Origin of the sequence: Pseudomonas fluorescens, from assembly GCF_001307275.1 — a bacterium.
In the GTDB taxonomy this organism is placed as follows: Bacteria; Pseudomonadota; Gammaproteobacteria; order Pseudomonadales; family Pseudomonadaceae; genus Aquipseudomonas; species Aquipseudomonas fluorescens_AA.
Genome location: NZ_CP012831.1, coordinates 1,456,751 through 1,474,891, shown reverse-complemented (window position 1 = coordinate 1,474,891; position 18,141 = coordinate 1,456,751). Strand labels below are relative to the sequence as shown.

Annotated in this window: 21 protein-coding genes; 20 read left to right on the top strand and 1 reads right to left on the bottom strand. The window is 61.4% G+C overall.

Annotation, left to right across the window (positions count from 1 at the left end; all coding sequences use genetic code 11):
- Positions 1–4: 4 nt before the first annotated feature.
- Positions 5–919 carry a protein translocase subunit SecF gene (gene secF, locus AO356_RS06685; protein WP_060739096.1) on the top strand — a complete coding sequence of 305 codons (915 nt, stop codon included), beginning with the start codon at positions 5–7 and terminating at the stop codon, positions 917–919.
- Positions 920–1,036: 117 nt separating this feature from the next.
- On the top strand, positions 1,037–1,585 hold the full coding sequence (locus AO356_RS06680; protein ID WP_014336691.1) for a glycine zipper 2TM domain-containing protein: 549 nt from the start codon (positions 1,037–1,039) through the stop codon (positions 1,583–1,585).
- 249 nt (positions 1,586–1,834) lie between these two features.
- On the opposite strand, the gene suhB is transcribed toward AO356_RS06680, so the two are convergent.
- Entirely contained in the window at positions 1,835–2,653 is an 819-nt protein-coding gene (gene suhB / locus AO356_RS06675; protein WP_003185165.1) for an inositol-phosphate phosphatase, read from the bottom strand.
- 144 nt (positions 2,654–2,797) lie between these two features.
- On the opposite strand from suhB, the gene trmJ reads away from it, so the two are divergent.
- The 18 genes from trmJ (at position 2,798) to bamB (ending at position 17,989) form a co-directional block, all read left to right on the top strand.
- Positions 2,798–3,568: a tRNA (cytosine(32)/uridine(32)-2'-O)-methyltransferase TrmJ gene (gene trmJ, locus AO356_RS06670; RefSeq protein ID WP_038856918.1), complete on the top strand. Its 771-nt coding sequence runs from the start codon at positions 2,798–2,800 to the stop codon at positions 3,566–3,568.
- A 1-nt stretch (position 3,569) separates the two neighbouring features.
- Positions 3,570–4,346, top strand: a complete 777-nt coding sequence (cysE, locus tag AO356_RS06665; protein ID WP_060739095.1) for a serine O-acetyltransferase — start codon at positions 3,570–3,572, stop codon at positions 4,344–4,346.
- Positions 4,347–4,709: 363 nt separating this feature from the next.
- Positions 4,710–5,201, top strand: a complete 492-nt coding sequence (gene iscR / locus AO356_RS06660) for a Fe-S cluster assembly transcriptional regulator IscR (protein ID WP_003185160.1) — start codon at positions 4,710–4,712, stop codon at positions 5,199–5,201.
- A 50-nt stretch (positions 5,202–5,251) separates the two neighbouring features.
- A complete protein-coding gene (locus AO356_RS06655) occupies positions 5,252–6,466 on the top strand; it encodes an IscS subfamily cysteine desulfurase (protein WP_060739094.1) in 1,215 nt (404 codons plus the stop codon).
- A gap of 43 nt (positions 6,467–6,509) precedes the next feature.
- Entirely contained in the window at positions 6,510–6,896 is a 387-nt protein-coding gene (gene iscU, locus AO356_RS06650; protein ID WP_003185157.1) for a Fe-S cluster assembly scaffold IscU, read from the top strand.
- A gap of 24 nt (positions 6,897–6,920) precedes the next feature.
- On the top strand, positions 6,921–7,244 hold the full coding sequence (iscA, locus tag AO356_RS06645) for an iron-sulfur cluster assembly protein IscA (protein WP_003185155.1): 324 nt from the start codon (positions 6,921–6,923) through the stop codon (positions 7,242–7,244).
- An 8-nt stretch (positions 7,245–7,252) separates the two neighbouring features.
- Positions 7,253–7,774, top strand: coding sequence for a co-chaperone HscB (hscB, locus tag AO356_RS06640; RefSeq protein WP_060739093.1), 522 nt, complete (start codon positions 7,253–7,255; stop codon positions 7,772–7,774).
- A gap of 50 nt (positions 7,775–7,824) precedes the next feature.
- Positions 7,825–9,687, top strand: a complete 1,863-nt coding sequence (hscA, locus tag AO356_RS06635; protein WP_060739092.1) for a Fe-S protein assembly chaperone HscA — start codon at positions 7,825–7,827, stop codon at positions 9,685–9,687.
- Between the two features lie 3 nt (positions 9,688–9,690).
- Positions 9,691–10,032, top strand: a complete 342-nt coding sequence (gene fdx / locus AO356_RS06630; RefSeq protein ID WP_042727996.1) for an ISC system 2Fe-2S type ferredoxin — start codon at positions 9,691–9,693, stop codon at positions 10,030–10,032.
- Positions 10,033–10,045: 13 nt separating this feature from the next.
- Entirely contained in the window at positions 10,046–10,246 is a 201-nt protein-coding gene (iscX, locus tag AO356_RS06625; protein ID WP_060739091.1) for a Fe-S cluster assembly protein IscX, read from the top strand.
- 88 nt (positions 10,247–10,334) lie between these two features.
- Positions 10,335–10,760 carry a nucleoside-diphosphate kinase gene (gene ndk, locus AO356_RS06620; protein ID WP_042727994.1) on the top strand — a complete coding sequence of 142 codons (426 nt, stop codon included), beginning with the start codon at positions 10,335–10,337 and terminating at the stop codon, positions 10,758–10,760.
- A gap of 28 nt (positions 10,761–10,788) precedes the next feature.
- Positions 10,789–11,937, top strand: a complete 1,149-nt coding sequence (rlmN, locus tag AO356_RS06615; protein WP_053118626.1) for a 23S rRNA (adenine(2503)-C(2))-methyltransferase RlmN — start codon at positions 10,789–10,791, stop codon at positions 11,935–11,937.
- A 12-nt stretch (positions 11,938–11,949) separates the two neighbouring features.
- Positions 11,950–12,708, top strand: a complete 759-nt coding sequence (gene pilW / locus AO356_RS06610; protein WP_060739090.1) for a type IV pilus biogenesis/stability protein PilW — start codon at positions 11,950–11,952, stop codon at positions 12,706–12,708.
- The gene (locus AO356_RS06605; protein WP_060739089.1) at positions 12,708–13,736 is read left to right on the top strand and encodes a RodZ domain-containing protein; all 1,029 of its coding nucleotides are present in this window, start codon (positions 12,708–12,710) and stop codon (positions 13,734–13,736) included. The genes pilW and AO356_RS06605 overlap by 1 nt, the downstream gene beginning before the upstream one ends.
- 3 nt (positions 13,737–13,739) lie before the next feature.
- Positions 13,740–14,849 carry a flavodoxin-dependent (E)-4-hydroxy-3-methylbut-2-enyl-diphosphate synthase gene (gene ispG, locus AO356_RS06600; protein WP_003185136.1) on the top strand — a complete coding sequence of 370 codons (1,110 nt, stop codon included), beginning with the start codon at positions 13,740–13,742 and terminating at the stop codon, positions 14,847–14,849.
- Positions 14,850–14,873: 24 nt separating this feature from the next.
- On the top strand, positions 14,874–16,163 hold the full coding sequence (gene hisS, locus AO356_RS06595; RefSeq protein WP_025212010.1) for a histidine--tRNA ligase: 1,290 nt from the start codon (positions 14,874–14,876) through the stop codon (positions 16,161–16,163).
- A 40-nt stretch (positions 16,164–16,203) separates the two neighbouring features.
- Entirely contained in the window at positions 16,204–16,845 is a 642-nt protein-coding gene (locus tag AO356_RS06590) for a YfgM family protein (protein WP_003198017.1), read from the top strand.
- Positions 16,838–17,989, top strand: a complete 1,152-nt coding sequence (gene bamB / locus AO356_RS06585; protein ID WP_060739088.1) for an outer membrane protein assembly factor BamB — start codon at positions 16,838–16,840, stop codon at positions 17,987–17,989. Before AO356_RS06590 ends, bamB begins: the two co-directional genes overlap by 8 nt.
- The last annotated feature ends 152 nt before the right edge of the window (positions 17,990–18,141 follow it).

Here is an 18,141-nt window from a genome sequence, read left to right as displayed (position 1 = left end):
TGCCATGTTACGTACAATCAACTTCATGGGCGTTCGCAACATTGCGTTCGGCGTCACATTGTTCCTTACCGTACTGGCGTTGTTCAGCTGGGCCACCAAGGGATTGAACTACGGCCTGGACTTCACCGGCGGTACGCTCATCGAGCTGACCTACGAGCGTCCGGCTGATGTCACCAAGGTGCGTGAGCAACTGGCGACCTCGGGCTACAGCGATGCCATCGTGCAGAGCTTCGGTGCGACCACCGACCTGCTGGTGCGCATGCCGGGTGAAGACCCGCAACTGGGCCACCAGGTAGCCGAAGCCTTGCAGAAGGCTGGAGGCGACAACCCGGCGCAGGTCAAGCGCGTCGAGTTCGTCGGCCCGCAAGTGGGTGAAGAACTGCGCGACCAGGGCGGCCTCGGCATGCTGTTGGCGTTGGGCGGCGTGATGCTCTACCTGGCTTTCCGCTTCCAGTGGAAGTTCGCGGTGGGTGCGATTGCCTCGCTGATCCACGACGTGATCGTGACCGTGGGTATCCTGTCGTTCTTCCAGATCACCTTCGACTTGACGGTGCTGGCGGCGGTGTTGGCGATCATCGGTTACTCCCTCAACGACACTATCGTGGTGTTCGACCGGGTGCGTGAAAACTTCCGTGTGCTGCGCAAGGCATCGTTGGTCGAGAACATCAACATTTCGACCACCCAGACGCTGCTGCGGACCATGGCGACGTCGATCTCTACCTTGCTGGCGATTGCTGCGCTGCTGTTTTTTGGTGGCGACAACCTGTTCGGTTTCTCCATCGCGCTGTTCATCGGTGTGATGGCGGGTACCTACTCGTCGATCTACATCGCTAACGTGGTGCTGATCTGGCTGAACCTGAACTCCGAGGACCTGATTCCTCCTGCGGCCACCGAAACGGAAGTGGACGACCGCCCATAAGGCTCGTCGCTCCGCCGGTCACCGCTGAAAAGGCGCGAGTTGAACTCGCGCCTTTTTTTGTGCTCCAAGGCTGGGAGAAGCGCGGATTAATCCGCTTGTGATGGTCAGGAGGTTCAAGTGAACAAATCGATGCTGGTTGGTGCGGTATTGGGTGCTGTCGGTGTAACAGCCGGTGGCGCGGTCGCCACCTACAGCTTGGTAAAGAGTGGCCCTGAGTATGCGCAAGTACTGGCCGTGGAACCGGTCAAGACCCAAATCAAGACCCCGCGTGAAGTGTGCAAGGACGTCACCGTGACTCGGCAGAAGCCAGTCCAGGACCAGCACCAGATCGCCGGCACCGTGCTGGGCGCCGTAGCCGGTGGCCTGCTGGGTAACCAGATCGGCGGTGGCACCGGCAAGAAAATCGCCACTGTGGCGGGTGCGGCCGGTGGTGGTTATGCCGGTAACAAGATTCAGGAAGGCATGCAGGAGCGCGACACCTACACCACCACCCAGACGCGTTGCAACACGGTCAATGACATCAGCGACAAGGTGGTAGGCTACGACGTTCGCTACATGCTCGACGGCAAAGAAGGCAAAGTCCGCATGGATCGCGACCCGGGCAACCAGATCCCGGTGAGCAAGGAAGGCCAACTGATCCTGGGCCAGAACGAACCAGCCCAGTGATCCAGCCGCTATGAAAAAAGCACCCTTCGGGGTGCTTTTTTTTCGCCCGCATTTTGTGGCCCATTCCTCAAATATCCTGTGGGATGACTGTGGGAGCAAAGCTTGCTCGCGATAGCGGTGGGTCAGGTGGCCTCTCTGTTGAGTGTGCCACTGTATCGCGAGCAAGCTTTGCTCCCACAGTGGTTCGGGTGTGCAAAATCCAGGCATAAAAAAGCACCCCGAAAGGTGCTTTTTCTGTAGCTGTGTCGCTTAGCGTTTCAGCGAAGCCGGCAAATGCGGCTGGATAGCAGTGAGCACAGCCTTGAAGCATTTGGTGTTGCCGGCAACGATGTGGCCTTTTTCAAGGAAGTCGTGGCCGCCGGTGAAGTCGCTCACCAAACCACCCGCTTCCTGGATCAGCAGGGCACCCGCTGCCATGTCCCACTCGGACAGGCCCGACTCCCAGAATGCATCGAAACGACCGGCAGCCACATAAGCCAGGTCCAGGCTCGCGGCGCCAGCGCGGCGGATGCCGGCGGTCTGGCCGACCAGGGCGCGGAACATGCCCAGGTAGTTGTCCAGGTTGTCCATCTGGTCATCACGGAACGGGAAGCCGGTACCCAGCAGGGCGCCGTCCAGGCTGGTGCGGCCGCTGACGCGCAGGCGACGACCGTTCAGTTGGGCGCCACGGCCGCGGCTGGCGGTGAATTCTTCCTGGCGAACCGGGTCCAGCACGACAGCGTGTTCCAGGCGGCCACGGTATTTGCAGGCGATGCTGACAGCGAAATGAGGAATGCCGCGCAAGAAGTTGGTGGTGCCGTCCAGCGGATCGATGATCCACAGGTACTCTTCGCCTTCGATGCCAGTGCCGGCGTGCATGCCGGTCTCTTCACCGAGGATGGAGTGGTTCGGATAAGCCTTGCGCAGGGCGTCGACGATCTTTTGCTCGGCGGCGCGATCGACCTCGGACACGTAGTCCTTGGCGTCTTTTTCATCGACCTTGATGGTATCCAGGCGCTCGATGGAGCGGAAGATCAGTTCACTGGCGCTGCGGGCGGCGCGCAGCGCGATATTCAGCATGGGCTGCATGGATGTGTCACCTAAGGTTGTTAAAGAAAGCCGCGCATTCTATCAGAAAGTTTTCTCAGGAGAAGGTTGGTGTTCGCTTTCATAGCTTAACGGTAGGTGCTTCTGTAAGATTTGCTCCCTTTATCGTGTTCGAGAGCGCCCCCCTTGTTGCAGAACATTCGTGTCGTCCTGGTCAATACCAGCCATCCGGGTAACATCGGCGGAGCTGCGCGGGCCATGAAGAACATGGGCCTGTCGCGGCTGGTGCTGGTCGAGCCGCGCTTGTTTCCTCATCACGAAGCCGACGCCCGCGCTTCTGGTGCCGGTGACATCCTGGCCAACGCGCAAGTCGTCGCCACCCTCGAAGATGCCCTGGTGGGTTGCAACCTGGTGCTTGGTACCAGCGCCCGCGACCGGCGTATTCCCTGGCCGCTGCTCGACCCCCGGGAATGCGGCACCAAAGTGGTCGAAGAGGCCGCGCAAGGCTTTGAAATCGCCCTGGTGTTCGGCCGTGAAGACTCCGGCCTGACCAATGACGAGCTGCAGCGATGTCACTTTCACGTGCATATCCCTTCCGACCCCGAGTTCAGTTCCTTGAACCTGGGGGCGGCGGTGCAGGTGTTGAGTTATGAAGTGCGCATGGCTTGGCTGGCGGCCGAAGGCAAGCCCAGCAAAGTCGAAAAAACCGAGGTCACGTCGCCGCGCAGTGAGACACTGGCGACCATGGACGAGCTGGAACGATTCTATGAGCACCTGGAGCAGACCCTGGTGGACATCGAGTTCCTCGACCCGGAAAAGCCGCGGCACTTGATGGCGCGCCTGCGTCGGTTGTACGGACGAAGCTCGGTCAGCCGGGCGGAGATGAATATATTGCGCGGCATCCTCACGGAAACCCAGAAGGCGGCCCGTGGCGAGCTGATTAAGCGGAAGAAATAAAATGTTCGAACGTTTGCGTGAAGATATCCAAAGTGTTTTCCATCGTGACCCGGCGGCGCGCAATGCCTTTGAAGTGCTGACCTGCTACCCGGGGATGCACGCCATCTGGATCCATCGCCTGTCCGGCGCCTTGTGGAACATGGGCTGGAAGTGGCTGGCGCGGCTGGTCTCGAACTTCGGCCGCTGGCTGACCGGGATCGAGATCCACCCGGGCGCCAAGGTCGGTCGCCGGTTCTTCATCGACCACGGCATGGGCATCGTCATCGGTGAAACCGCCGAGATCGGCGACGACGTGACCTTGTACCAGGGCGTGACCCTCGGCGGCACCAGCTGGAACAAAGGCAAGCGTCACCCAACCCTGGAAGACGGCGTGGTGGTCGGTGCCGGTGCCAAGGTGCTCGGGCCGTTCACGGTGGGGGCGGGGGCGAAAGTCGGCTCCAACGCCGTGGTGACCAAGGCCGTGCCGCCGGGTGCGACCGTGGTGGGGATTCCGGGGCGGATCATCGTCAAGTCCGATGAGGAGCAGGATGCTCGCCGCAAGGCCATGGCCGAGAAGATCGGCTTCGACGCCTACGGTGTCGGCGAAGACATGCCCGACCCGGTCGCCCGGGCCATCAACCAGTTGCTCGATCACCTGCAGGCCGTCGATGGGCGCCTGGAGGGGATGTGCGGCGCCCTGAAGGACCTGGGCAGTAATTACTGTGCCAAGGACCTGCCTGAACTGCGCGAGGAAGACTTTGCGTGTGTGAAGGATAAGGATCAAAGTCAGGCCGGCTGACCGAGGTGTCTGCATCGCGGGCAAGCCTTGCTCCCACAGGGGGCTCCTTTAAGCGCAAGGCTTTGGGGGCAGGCTGTGGGAGCAGGCTGTGGGAGCAGGCTTTGGGGGCAGGCTGTGGGAGCAGGCTGTGGGAGCAGGCTGTGGGAGCAGGCTTTGGGGGCAGGCTGTGGGAGCAGGCTGTGGGAGCAAGGCTTGCCCGCGATGAACGATAACGCGGTATCACTGGCCGCCGCCAGCCAGCCTTTGCTATCATGCGCGCGCTCTTTCGCGGGTAAACCTGAGTAAAGCACTAGGTCTTATACTTGACTTAAATACTCGGGAATTGCATACTCGCCCCCATTCCGAACTCCGTGGTAATTGTCCATGCGACTGACTACAAAAGGCCGATACGCCGTGACCGCAATGCTCGATCTGGCATTGCATGCGCAGCACGGGCCGGTGTCCCTGGCCGATATCTCCGAGCGCCAGGGCATTTCCCTGTCTTACCTTGAGCAACTGTTCGCCAAGCTGCGCCGCAGCAACCTGGTCTCCAGCGTTCGCGGCCCTGGCGGTGGCTACCAGCTGTCGCGGGACATGCAAGGCATCCAGGTCGCCCAGGTGATCGATGCGGTGAACGAATCGGTCGATGCGACCAAATGCCAGGGCCTAGGCGACTGCCATGGCGGCGATACTTGCCTGACCCACCACTTGTGGTGCGACCTCAGCCTGCAGATTCACGAATTTCTAAGCGGTATCAGCTTGGCTGACCTTGTAACTCGCCGTGAGGTGCAAGAAGTAGCCCAGCGTCAGGACCAGCGCCGTTGCAACAGCAAGGCGCCGCACCTGGACAAGATTGAAGCGTCCGCCGTCGAATGACTGCCGCAGAGCACGCGGAACGCCAGCCAGCCTGATTTAGGAGAAAGTCCATGAAATTGCCGATTTACCTTGATTACTCTGCGACCACCCCGGTTGATCCGCGTGTTGCGCAAAAAATGAGTGAATGCCTGCTGGTCGACGGAAACTTCGGTAACCCGGCGTCCCGTTCCCACGTGTTTGGCTGGAAGGCCGAAGAGTCGGTCGAAAACGCCCGTCGCCAGGTCGCCGACCTGGTCAACGCCGACCCGCGTGAAATCGTCTGGACCTCCGGTGCCACCGAATCCGACAACCTGGCAATCAAGGGTGTCGCGCATTTCTACCACACCAAGGGCAAGCACCTGATCACCTCCAAGATCGAGCACAAGGCTGTCCTGGACACCATGCGCCAACTGGAGCGTGAAGGCTTCGAAGTTACCTACATCGAGCCCGGTGAAGACGGCATCATCACCCCGGCCATGGTTGAAGCCGCCCTGCGCGACGACACCATCCTGGTTTCGATCATGCACGTGAACAACGAAATCGGCACCGTCAACGACATCGCGGCCATCGGCGAACTGACCCGCTCCAAGGGCGTTCTGTTCCACGTCGACGGCGCGCAGTCCACTGGCAAGGTCGACATCGACCTGTCCAAGCTGAAAGTCGACCTGATGTCGTTCTCGGCCCACAAGACCTACGGCCCTAAAGGCATCGGCGCGCTGTACGTCAGCCGCAAGCCGCGTGTTCGCCTCGAAGCGACCATGCATGGCGGCGGTCACGAGCGTGGCATGCGTTCCGGTACCCTGGCGACCCACCAGATCGTCGGCATGGGCGAAGCCTTCCGCGTCGCCAAGGAAGACATGGCGGCCGAGAATGTACGCATCAAGGCCCTGAGCGACCGTTTCTTCAAGCAGGTCGAGCACCTCGAAGAACTCTACGTCAACGGCAGCCTGACCGCCCGCGTACCGCACAACCTGAACCTGAGCTTCAACTACGTTGAAGGCGAGTCGCTGATCATGGCGCTCAAGGATCTGGCCGTGTCGTCCGGTTCGGCGTGCACCTCGGCGTCCCTGGAGCCTTCGTACGTACTGCGCGCCCTGGGCCGCAACGACGAACTGGCCCACAGCTCCATTCGCTTTACCTTCGGCCGTTTCACCACCGAAGAAGAAATCGATTACGCCGCGCAGAAAGTCTGCGAGGCCGTTACCAAGCTGCGCGCTCTGTCGCCGCTGTGGGACATGTACAAAGACGGCGTCGACATTTCGAAAATCGAGTGGGCGGCGCACTGAAGAAGTCGCCACCAGAGCGACTCACTGATGAGGATTGAAGCAAATGGCATATAGCGAAAAGGTCATCGACCACTACGAGAACCCGCGCAACGTCGGCAAGATGGACGCGCAGGATCCTGATGTCGGCACCGGCATGGTCGGCGCTCCGGCGTGCGGCGACGTCATGCGCCTGCAGATCAAGGTCAACGAGCAGGGCATCATCGAAGATGCCAAGTTCAAGACCTATGGCTGCGGTTCGGCCATCGCGTCCAGCTCCCTGGCCACCGAGTGGATGAAGGGCAAGACCCTTGATGAAGCCGAAACCATCAAGAACACCCAGCTGGCCGAAGAACTGGCCCTGCCGCCAGTGAAGATCCACTGCTCGGTACTCGCCGAAGACGCCATCAAGGCCGCCGTTCGCGATTACAAGCAGAAGAAAGGCTTGATCTGATCCGCGTACGGTAAGGAGTTTTCCATGGCTATCCAGATGACAGAAGCGGCAGCTAACCATATCCAGCGCTCACTTGCGGGGCGCGGCAAGGGTGAGGGTATCCGCCTGGGTGTGCGCACCACGGGCTGTTCTGGTCTCGCCTATGTACTGGAATTCGTCGACGAAGTGGGCGAAGACGATCAGGTGTTCGAAAGTCATGGTCAGAAAGTGATCATCGACCCGAAAAGCCTGACGTACCTGGACGGTACCGAACTGGATTTCGTCAAGGAAGGGTTGAACGAAGGCTTCAAGTTCAACAACCCCAACGTGCGCGGTGAATGTGGCTGCGGCGAAAGCTTCAACATCTGAGGCGGCTTGTGGGTACTCCTTGTCATTTTGCGTTGTTCCAGATGCAGCCTGCGTTCCAGCTGGATCTCGAGCAGTTGTCCGCGCGTTATCTTGAATTGGCCCGTGGCGTCCATCCCGACCGCTTTGCCGATGCCTCCGAGGCGGAGCAGCGGCGGGCGCTCGAGCAGTCGGCGAACCTCAACGAGGCTTACCAGACGCTCAAGCACCCGGCCAAGCGCGCGCGTTACCTGCTCGCCATCAGCGGCCATGAGTTGCCGTTGGAGGTCACGGTCCACGATCCCGAGTTTCTTTTGCAGCAGATGCAGTGGCGCGAAGAGCTCGAGGACCTGCAGGACAGCGCCGACCTGGCCGGTGTCGCGGTATTCAAGCGGCGCTTGAAAGACGCCCAGCAAACACTGAACGAAAGCTTCGCAGCTTGCTGGAACGATGCCGCGCAACGCGAACAGGCCGAACGCCTGATGCGGCGCATGCAGTTCCTCGACAAGCTCACCTACGAAGTGCGCCAGCTAGAAGAGCGCCTCGACGATTAACCCAGTGCCGCTCCGGTCGCACGCCTGATTACAGATAAGTCCTGATTACGATGGCCCTACTGCAGATCGCCGAACCCGGCCAAAGTCCACAACCGCACCAGCGTCGCCTGGCTGTCGGGATCGACTTGGGTACCACCAATTCCCTGGTCGCTGCCTTGCGCAGCGGTCTTTCCGAGCCGCTGGCCGATGAGCAAGGGCAGGTGATCCTGCCGTCCGCCGTGCGTTATCACGCCGACCGCGTGGAAGTGGGCGAGTCCGCCAAGCTGGCCGCCGCCACCGACCCGCTGAACACCATTGTCTCGGTCAAGCGCTTGATGGGTCGTGGTCTGTCCGACGTCAAGCAATTGGGCGACCAGCTGCCGTACCGCTTCGTCGGCGGCGAATCCCACATGCCGTTCATCGAAACCGTGCAGGGCCCGAAAAGCCCGGTCGAGGTTTCCGCCGACATCCTCAAGGTCCTGCGCCAGCGTGCCGAAGCGGCGTTGGGTGGTGAACTGGTGGGCGCGGTCATTACCGTCCCGGCCTATTTCGACGATGCCCAGCGCCAAGCCACCAAGGACGCCGCCAAGCTGGCCGGCCTGAACGTGCTGCGCCTGCTCAACGAGCCGACTGCCGCTGCCGTGGCGTATGGCCTGGACCAGCATGCCGAAGGCCTGGTCGCGATCTACGACCTGGGCGGCGGTACATTCGATATTTCGATCCTGCGCCTGACCGGCGGTGTTTTCGAAGTCCTGGCCACCGGTGGCGACAGCGCCCTGGGCGGCGATGACTTCGACCACGCCATCGCCGGCTGGATCATCGAGCAAGCCGGCTTGTCCGCCGACCTCGACCCGGGTGCGCAACGCCACCTGCTGCAAACCGCCTGCGCCGCCAAGGAAGCCTTGACCGACGCCGCCACCGTTGAAGTCGCTTATGGCGACTGGAAAGCGGCGCTGACCCGCGAAGCCTTCGATGCCCTGATCGAGCCCATGGTCGCCCGCAGCCTCAAGGCCTGCCGCCGTGCCGTGCGCGATTCCGGTGTCGAGCTTGAAGATGTGAAAGCCGTGGTCATGGTCGGTGGTTCGACCCGCGTGCCTCGGGTTCGCGAAGCCGTTGCCGAGGCCTTTGGCCGCCAGCCGCTGACCGAAATCGACCCGGACCAGGTGGTCGCCATCGGCGCCGCGATCCAGGCCGATACCCTGGCCGGCAACAAGCGCGACGGCGGCGAACTGTTGCTGCTCGACGTGATTCCGTTGTCCCTGGGGCTGGAAACCATGGGCGGCCTGATGGAGAAGGTGATTCCACGCAACACCACCATCCCGGTTGCCCGCGCCCAGGACTTCACCACCTATAAAGACGGCCAGTCGGCCATGATGGTCCACGTGCTGCAAGGCGAGCGTGAACTGATCAGCGACTGCCGTTCCCTGGCCCGTTTCGAACTGCGCGGCATCCCGCCGATGGTGGCCGGTGCGGCGAAGATCCGCGTGACCTTCCAGGTCGATGCCGATGGTTTGCTCAACGTCTCCGCCCGCGAACTGGCTTCGGGCGTGGAAGCGAGCATCCAGGTCAAGCCGTCCTATGGCCTGACCGACGGCGAAATCGCCAAGATGCTCAAGGATTCCTTCCAGCACGCCAGCGACGACAAGGTGGCGCGAGTGCTGCGCGAGCAACAGGTCGACGCCCAGCGCCTGATCGAAGCCGTGCAAGGTGCCTTGGAAGCTGACGGCGATCGCTTGCTCGACGCTGAAGAGCGCATGGTCATCGAGCTGCAGATGCAGGAACTGTCCGAATTGATCAAAGGCACCGATGGTTATGCCATTGAGCAGCAGACCAAGCGTCTGTCGCAAGTCACCGATGCCTTTGCTGCCCGCCGCCTGGACTCGACGGTGAAAGCCGCCCTGGCGGGGCGCAACCTGAATGAAATCGAGGAATAACTGATGCCGCAGATCATTTTTCTGCCACACGCCGAGCATTGCCCGGACGGTATGGTGGTAGAGGCCGAAACCGGCAAGTCCCTGCTTGAAGTGGCCCATGACAACCACATCGAGATCGAGAGCGCCTGCGGCGGCGTTTGTGCCTGCACCACGTGCCATTGCATCATTCGCGAGGGTTTCGACTCGCTGAATGAGGCCGATGAGCTGGAAGAGGACTATCTTGATCGGGCCTGGGGCCTGGAGCCGACGTCGCGCCTGACCTGTCAGGCCAAGGTCGGCACCGAGGACCTGGTGGTCGAAATCCCGAAATATTCGCTTAACCATGCGGCCGAAGCGCCGCACTGATGGTGACACTGTCATGAGCTATGGTTGGAATGATGTTCAACGCATCGCAGAAGAACTGGCCGAAGCCAAGCCGGACGTGGATCCGCTGGCTGTGAATTTTGTCGATTTGCAGCGCTGGATCATGGAGCTACCCGATTTCGACAATACCTCTGGCCGTTGTGGCGAGAAGGTCTTGGAAGCGGTCCAGACGCTCTGGATCGAAGAAATCGACTGATCGACCTGGCAGGTTAGGCAATACCCCTGAACCCGCGTATAATTCGCGGGTTTAATTTTTCGCAAATTACCGTTTCTGGAGTTACACCATGGCTGTTCAACGTACTTTCTCCATCATCAAGCCTGACGCCGTTGCTAAAAACGTGATCGGCAAGATCGTTACCCGCTTCGAAGACGCTGGCCTGCGCGTTGTAGCTTCGAAAATGAAGCAACTGTCCAAAGCCGAAGCCGAAGGCTTCTACGCCGAGCACAGCGAGCGCGGTTTCTTCGGTGAGCTGGTTGCCTTCATGACTTCCGGTCCGGTTGTCGTTCAGGTGCTGGAAGGCGAAAACGCCATCGCTCGCAACCGTGAGCTGATGGGCGCCACCAACCCTAAAGAAGCTGCTGCCGGCACCATCCGTGCTGACTTCGCCGAGTCCATCGACGCCAACGCCGTCCACGGTTCGGACTCCGAAGCCGCTGCCGCTCGCGAAATCGCTTACTTTTTCTCCGCTACTGAAGTAACCACTCGCTAAGCCCAGGCTTTTGAGTGAAGGTGAATCCATGACTACATCGAACGGCAAAACCAACCTGTTGGGCCTGACCCAGCCGGAAATGGAGAAATTCTTCGACTCGATCGGGGAGAAGCGTTTCCGTGCCGGCCAGGTGATGAAATGGATTCACCACTTTGGCGTCGACGACTTCGACGCCATGACGAATGTCGGCAAGGCCCTGCGTGAAAAGCTCAAGGCTGTTGCCGAGATTCGCGGCCCCGAAGTGGTCAGCCAGGACATTTCCAGCGACGGCACCCGCAAGTGGGTGGTGCGCGTGGCGTCCGGCAGCTGCGTCGAGACCGTCTACATTCCCCAGGGCAAGCGCGGCACCTTGTGCGTTTCGTCCCAGGCAGGCTGTGCCCTGGATTGCAGTTTCTGCTCCACCGGCAAGCAAGGCTTCAATAGCAACCTCACCGCCGCCGAAGTGATCGGCCAGGTGTGGATTGCCAACAAATCCTTTGGCAGCGTCCCGGCGACCGTCGACCGTGCCATCACCAACGTGGTGATGATGGGCATGGGTGAGCCGCTGCTGAACTTCGACAACGTCGTTTCCGCCATGCACCTGATGATGGACGACCTGGGCTACGGCATCTCCAAGCGCCGCGTGACCCTGTCCACCTCTGGCGTGGTGCCGATGATCGATGAGCTGGCCAAGCACATCGACGTCTCCCTGGCGTTGTCGCTGCACGCACCCAATGACGCATTGCGTAACCAATTGGTGCCGATCAACAAGAAGTATCCGCTTAAGATGCTGCTCGAGTCGTGCCAGCGCTACATGTCGTCCCTGGGCGAAAAACGCGTGCTGACCATCGAGTACACGCTGCTCAAGGATGTGAACGACAAGGTCGAGCACGCGGTCGAGATGATCGAGCTGCTCAAGAACATCCCGTGCAAGATCAACCTGATCCCGTTCAACCCGTTCCCGCATTCCGGTTATGAGCGTCCGAGCAACAACGCGATTCGTCGCTTCCAGGATCAGCTTCACCACGCTGGCTTCAACGTCACCGTGCGCACCACCCGCGGCGAAGACATCGACGCCGCCTGTGGCCAATTGGTAGGACAGGTGCTGGATCGCACCCGTCGCAGCGAACGCTACATTGCCGTGCGTGAGTTGAACGCCGCGGATGATGCGGTGCAAAACGCTGCGAACAGTCACTAAGAGAGGAACTCTATGTCCCTGCGCTTCGCGCTCGTTTTGCTGTTGGCCGGCCTTTGTTCCGGTTGTGTCCTGTCGGGTGACTACAACCCGATGAAGACCAGCAAAGGGCGTGACGAGGCACGTGTGGCCTATGTGCAACTGGGCATCGGCTACCTGCAGCAGGGCATGACCGAACGGGCCAAGGTGCCGCTCAAGAAGGCCCTGGAGCTGGACGATTCCGACCCGGATGCCAACGCGGCCCTGGCCCTGGTGTTCCAGGCCGAGATGGAGTCGGAACTGGCCGACCAGCATTTTCGCAAGGCGTTGGCCGGCCGCCCCCAGGATGCACGGATCCTGAACAACTACGGCAGCTTTCTTTTCGAGCAGAAACGCTACAAGGAAGCCTACGAGCGCTTCGAGCAGGCTGCCGCCGATACCCTTTACCCTGAGCGTTCGCGGGTGTTCGAGAACCTCGGCATGACGGCCGCGCAGTTGGGACAGCGTGACCTGGCCCGCCAGCAGCTCGAAAAGGCGCTGCGGCTCAACCGCCAGCAACCGCGGGCGCTGCTGGAAATGGCTGAGTTGTCTTACGAAGACAGGCATTATGTGCCCGCCCGTGACTACTACGAGCGTTTTAGCCTGCTGAGCGAGCAAAATGCACGTAGTCTATTGCTCGGCGTTCGGCTGGCACATGTGTTTGAAGATCGCGACAAAGCTGCAAGTTACGGCTTGCAACTCAAAAGACTCTATCCCGGTACGCCGGAATATCAGCAATACCTGTCGGAGCAATGATGAAAGCGGCGCATCCCGAAGTTGTAGCAGCGACTCGCGTAAATCCCGGTGAGACCCTGCGTCAAGCCCGCGAAAGCAATGGTTGGTCGCTGGCCGAAGTGGCCCTCAAGCTCAATCTTACCGTGGCTTCCCTCGGCAATCTGGAAGCGGGCGCGTTCGACAAGCTGCCCGGGCACACCTTCGCCCGGGGCTACATCCGCGCCTATGCCAAGTTGCTCGGCATGGACCAGACCGTGCTGGTCCAGCAATTCGATCAATACACCGGTTCCGATGCCCAGGGCAGCAATGTGCACAGCCTGGGGCGCATCGAGGAGCCGGTTCGCGTTTCCCACACCATTTTGCGAATCGTCAGCCTGTTGCTGCTGATCGCGGTGATCGGTGGCGGTTTTGTCTGGTGGCAGGACCAGGCGTCCTTGCGCAACAAGGAGCCCGTCGCCATGAACCCCGAGCACGTCGAGGTCGAGGGCGCTGACGGCACCACCCAGATCCATCCGCTGGACGAGCCGGAAGACCAGGCTGTCATCGAAGGCCAGACCGAAGGCGAAACCGCCCTGGCGTTGCCACAAAGCCAGGACGACGCCGATGCCCAGGCCGGTGCCGAGCCGGCTGTTCCAGCACCGACCACGCCGACTGCACCGGCTGCCCCGAACACCGGCAGCGCACCGATTGCCACGGCCCCGGCCGCGCCGAGTACGCCAGCACCGGCTGCGCCTGCGACCCACGCCGCGCCTACCGCTCCAGTCGCCCCGGCAGCTCCAGCGGCTCCGACCCCGGCGCCAGTCGCGGGTGAAGGCCAGGTGCAGATCCAGTTTGTCGCCGACTGCTGGACGCAGATCACCGACGGCAACGGCAAGGTGCTGTTCAGTGGCCTCAAGCGCAAGGGCGACAGCACCGCCGTCAATGGCAAGCCGCCGTTTGCCGTACGCCTGGGTTATGCCCGTGGCGCACAGGTCAGCTATAACGGCCAGCCGGTCGACATCGCTCCGTTCACCAGTGGCGAGACCGCTCGCCTGAAGTTGGGTCAATAAGTCATGCACGGCGAATCTCCAATCAAGCGTCGCGAATCCCGAAAGATCTGGGTCGGTAACGTGCCCGTGGGCGGCGATGCGCCTATCGCTGTGCAGAGCATGACCAACAGCGACACCAATGATGTGGCCGCCACGGTCGCGCAGATCAACCGCCTGGAAGCCGCCGGTGTCGACATCGTGCGCGTTTCCGTGCCGGACATGGACGCCGCCGAGGCGTTCGGCAAGATCAAGCAACTGGTCAAGGTGCCTTTGGTCGCCGACATTCACTTCGACTACCGCATCGCCCTGCGCGTGGCCGAGTTGGGCGTCGATTGCCTGCGTATCAACCCGGGCAACATCGGTCGCGAAGACCGTGTACGTGCCGTGGTGGATGCGGCCCGCGACCGGGGCATCCCGATCCGTATCGGTGTGAACGCCGGTTCCCTGGAAAAAGACCTGCAAAAGAAATACGGCGAACCGACCCCAGCGGCGCTGGTGGAATCCGCCCTGCGCCATGTCGAGCACCTTGAGCGCCTGAACTTCCAGGACTTCAAGGTCAGCGTGAAGGCGTCCGACGTGTTCATGGCCGTCGAAGCCTACCGCCTGCTGGCCAAGGAAATCGTCCAGCCGCTGCACCTGGGCATCACCGAAGCCGGTGGGTTGCGTTCGGGCACGGTGAAATCCGCCGTCGGCCTCGGTATGCTGCTCGCCGAAGGGATTGGCGATACCATCCGCATCTCGTTGGCGGCTGACCCGGTCGAGGAAGTGAAAGTCGGCTACGACATTCTCAAGTCCCTGCACCTGCGTTCCCGTGGCATCAACTTCATCGCCTGCCCGAGCTGCTCGCGGCAGAACTTCGATGTGGTCAAGACCATGAACGAACTGGAAGGGCGCCTCGAAGACCTGCTGGTGCCGCTGGATGTCGCGGTGATCGGTTGCGTGGTCAACGGGCCGGGCGAAGCCAAGGAGGCCCATATCGGCCTGACTGGCGGTACACCGAACCTGATTTACATCGACGGCAAGCCGTCGCAGAAACTGACGAATGACAATCTGGTGGATGAGCTGGAACGGCTGATTCGCCAGAAAGCGGCCGAAAAGGTCGAAGCCGACGCTGCAGTGATTGCGCGTGGTTGAGTCGAACGAATTTAAGGATTACCTGTGAGCAAGTCTCTGCAAGCCATTCGTGGCATGAACGACATCCTGCCCGAGCAGACGCCCCTGTGGCGCTATTTCGAGGGCACCGTGGCGCGCCTGCTGGATAACTACGGTTACCGGCAGATCCGCATGCCGATCGTCGAGTTCACCGAGCTGTTCAAGCGCTCCATCGGTGAAGTGACCGACATCGTCGAAAAAGAGATGTACACCTTCGACGACCGCAACGGCGATTCCCTGACCCTGCGCCCCGAAGGCACGGCGGCGTGCGTGCGTGCGGTGCTCGAACACGGCATCACCGGCGGCGGCCAGGTGCAGAAGCTCTGGTACGTCGGCCCGATGTTCCGTCACGAGCGTCCGCAGAAAGGCCGTTATCGCCAGTTCCACCAGATTGGCCTGGAAGTGTTCAATCTCGAAGGTCCGGACATCGATGCCGAGCTGATCGTCATGACCTGGCGCCTGTGGGGCGAGCTGGGGCTGCGTGATGCGGTCAAGCTCGAGCTCAACAGCCTGGGCACCAGTGAGTCCCGTGGCCGCTACCGTGAAGCGTTGGTGGAGTTTCTTTCCGCGCACCTGGACAAGCTCGATGAAGACAGCCAGCGCCGTCTGAAGACCAATCCACTGCGTGTGCTGGACACCAAGAATGCCGACACCCAGGCGGTCCTGGTCGACGCGCCGAAAATGGCCGACTACCTCGACGACGAATCCCGTGCGCACTTCGAAGGGCTGAAGGCGCGCCTGGACGCCGTGGGCATTCCCTACGTGATCAACCCCAAGTTGGTTCGCGGCCTGGATTACTACAGCAAGACGGTCTTCGAGTGGGTCACCGACAAACTCGGCGCCCAAGGCACTGTATGTGCCGGCGGCCGCTACGACGGGCTGGTGGAGCAGATGGGCGGCAAGCCGACCCCGGGCGTGGGCTTTGCCATGGGCATCGAGCGCCTGGTGCTGATGCTGGAAGCCTTGGACAAGGTACCCGAAGAACTGTCCCGTCAGGTCGACGTCTACCTGTGCGCCTTTGGCGAGGCCGCCGAACTGGCCGCCTTGTCGTTGAGCGAGCGGATCCGCGACCAGTTGCCCAACCTGCGCTTGCAGATCAACGCCGGCGCCGGCAGCTTCAAGAGCCAATTCAAGAAGGCCGACAAGAGCGGTGCGCTGTATGCACTGATCCTCGGTGACGACGAACTGGCCCAACAAGTGGTAGGTTTCAAACCCCTGCGTGGCCAGGGCGAACAACAAAGCATTGCCTGGGATGCGCTTGCTGCACACCTGGCCACCTGCGTCGTGCAGGGTTGAAGCTGTCAAACAGCCGATTTAGCGATTAAGGAGTATTGGGGTGTCGAGTACCGAAGATGAACAGCTGGCGGATTTGAAGGACTGGTGGACGCGCAATGGCAAGCCGCTGGTCACTGGCGGCCTGTTGGCGCTGGTCATCGTGTTCGGCTGGCAGGCCTACCAGAAATACCAGAGCAACCAGTCGCAAGGCGCCTCGGTGCTCTACCAGCAATTGCTGGAAACCACCCTGACCCCGGATGGCAAGCCTGACGCGGCCCGCGTGGCGGACCTGGCCGGCAAGCTGGACAAGGAGTTCGGCGGCACTGCCTACGCGCAGTACGGTCGCCTGTTCGTGGCCAAGGTGGCGGTGGACAGCGGCAAGTTGGACGACGCGGCCACCGAGCTCAAAGGTATCGTCGACAAACCGGCCAACCCGACCCTGGGCGAAGTGGCGCGTCAGCGCCTGGCGCAGGTGCTGGCGGCCCAGAACAAGGCCGAAGACGCCTTGAAGCTGCTCGACGGCGATGCCGACAAGGCGTTCCTGGCGACCCGCGAAGAACTCAAGGGCGACCTGCTGGTACAGCTGGGCCGTGCCGATGAGGCCCATGCGGCCTACCAAAAAGCCAAGGCTGCGCTGTCGGATGAAGCCGCAGTCGGTGGCCTGCAAATCAAGCTGGACGACCTGGCCAAAGGGGATGCGTGACGTGATCCAGTGGAAACATGCAGCATTGCTGGCCCTGGCCATTCTGGCCGCGGGTTGCAGCAGCAACAGCAAGAAAGAACTGCCGCCAGCCGAACTGACCGACTTCAAAGAAGAAGTCGTGCTGCAGAAGCAGTGGAGCCGCTCCATCGGCGATGGCCAGGGTGAAACCTACAACATGCTGGTGCCGGCCATCGATGGCGACACCATCTATGCCGGCGACGTCACGGGCGTGGTCATGGCCATGGACCGCAGCAATGGCGACGTCAAATGGGAGAAAGATCTTGAACTGCCCGTTTCCGGTGCCGTTGGCGTGGGTTACGGCCTGGTCATGATCGGCACGCTCAAGGGCGAGATCGTCGCCCTGGACGCGAGCAGCGGTGAAGAGAAATGGCGCGCCCGCGTGACCAGCGAAGTGCTCGCACCGCCAGCCACCAACGGTGACGTGGTGGTGATCCAGACCCAGGACGACCGCCTGATCGGCCTGGATGCCGCCACCGGCAACCAGCGCTGGTTGTATGACAGCACCCCGGCGGTACTGACCCTGCGCGGCACCAGCGCGCCGATCGTCACCAACCGCCTGGCGGTGGCTGGCTTGTCGACCGGTAAAGTGGTGGCCCTGGATGTTTCCAACGGCGTGCCGGTCTGGGAACAGCGCGTGGCGATCCCACAAGGTCGTTCGGAACTGGAGCGTGTGGTCGACATCGACGGCGGCTTGCTGCTGTCCGGCGGTACGTTGTACGTCGCCAGCTACCAGGGCCGCGTGGCGGCACTGGACCTGGAAAGCGGTCGTCCGTTGTGGCAGCGCGATGCGTCCAGCTACGCCGGTGTCGCCCAGGGCTTTGGCAGCGTCTACGTGAGCCTGTCCTCGGGCACCGTCGAAGGCGTTGACGAGCGTTCCACCACCGCCTTGTGGAGCAACGACTCCCTGGCCCGTCGTCAGCTGTCGGCCCCGGAAGTGTTCTCCAGCTACGTCGCAGTGGGTGACCTGGAAGGTTACCTGCACCTGCTCAGCCAGGTGGACGGTCGTTTCGTCGGCCGTGAGCGCATCGACAGCGACGGCCTGCGTGCCCGTCCGCTGGTGGTGGGCAACATGATCTATGTGTATGGCAACAGCGGCAAACTGGAAGCCCTGACCATCAAGTAAGACTATGCTTGGGGCTAGATCTCAAGCGGCCCGTCCTTTGTGGGAGCGGGCTTGCTCGCGAATACGGTGTATCAGAAGAAAATTTGTTAACTGACACACCGCTTTCGCGAGCAAGCCCGCTCCTACAGGACTGCCTCCGAGCACCAGCCGCT

Excerpts from the sequence above, each read along its gene's own strand:
- fdx (WP_042727996.1), top strand. The coding sequence starts at position 9,691 with ATGCCGCAGATCATTTTTCTGCCACACGCCGAGCATTGCCCGGACGGT.
- bamB (WP_060739088.1), top strand. The coding sequence starts at position 16,838 with ATGCGTGACGTGATCCAGTGGAAACATGCAGCATTGCTGGCCCTGGCC.
- iscU (WP_003185157.1), top strand. The coding sequence starts at position 6,510 with ATGGCATATAGCGAAAAGGTCATCGACCACTACGAGAACCCGCGCAAC.
- secF (WP_060739096.1), top strand. The coding sequence starts at position 5 with ATGTTACGTACAATCAACTTCATGGGCGTTCGCAACATTGCGTTCGGC.
- AO356_RS06655 (WP_060739094.1), top strand. The coding sequence starts at position 5,252 with ATGAAATTGCCGATTTACCTTGATTACTCTGCGACCACCCCGGTTGAT.
- AO356_RS06605 (WP_060739089.1), top strand. The coding sequence starts at position 12,708 with ATGAAAGCGGCGCATCCCGAAGTTGTAGCAGCGACTCGCGTAAATCCC.
- ndk (WP_042727994.1), top strand. The coding sequence starts at position 10,335 with ATGGCTGTTCAACGTACTTTCTCCATCATCAAGCCTGACGCCGTTGCT.
- suhB (WP_003185165.1), bottom strand. The coding sequence starts at position 2,653 with ATGCAGCCCATGCTGAATATCGCGCTGCGCGCCGCCCGCAGCGCCAGT.
- iscR (WP_003185160.1), top strand. The coding sequence starts at position 4,710 with ATGCGACTGACTACAAAAGGCCGATACGCCGTGACCGCAATGCTCGAT.
- hscA (WP_060739092.1), top strand. The coding sequence starts at position 7,825 with ATGGCCCTACTGCAGATCGCCGAACCCGGCCAAAGTCCACAACCGCAC.
- iscA (WP_003185155.1), top strand. The coding sequence starts at position 6,921 with ATGGCTATCCAGATGACAGAAGCGGCAGCTAACCATATCCAGCGCTCA.
- pilW (WP_060739090.1), top strand. The coding sequence starts at position 11,950 with ATGTCCCTGCGCTTCGCGCTCGTTTTGCTGTTGGCCGGCCTTTGTTCC.
- cysE (WP_060739095.1), top strand. The coding sequence starts at position 3,570 with ATGTTCGAACGTTTGCGTGAAGATATCCAAAGTGTTTTCCATCGTGAC.
- ispG (WP_003185136.1), top strand. The coding sequence starts at position 13,740 with ATGCACGGCGAATCTCCAATCAAGCGTCGCGAATCCCGAAAGATCTGG.
- rlmN (WP_053118626.1), top strand. The coding sequence starts at position 10,789 with ATGACTACATCGAACGGCAAAACCAACCTGTTGGGCCTGACCCAGCCG.
- iscX (WP_060739091.1), top strand. The coding sequence starts at position 10,046 with ATGAGCTATGGTTGGAATGATGTTCAACGCATCGCAGAAGAACTGGCC.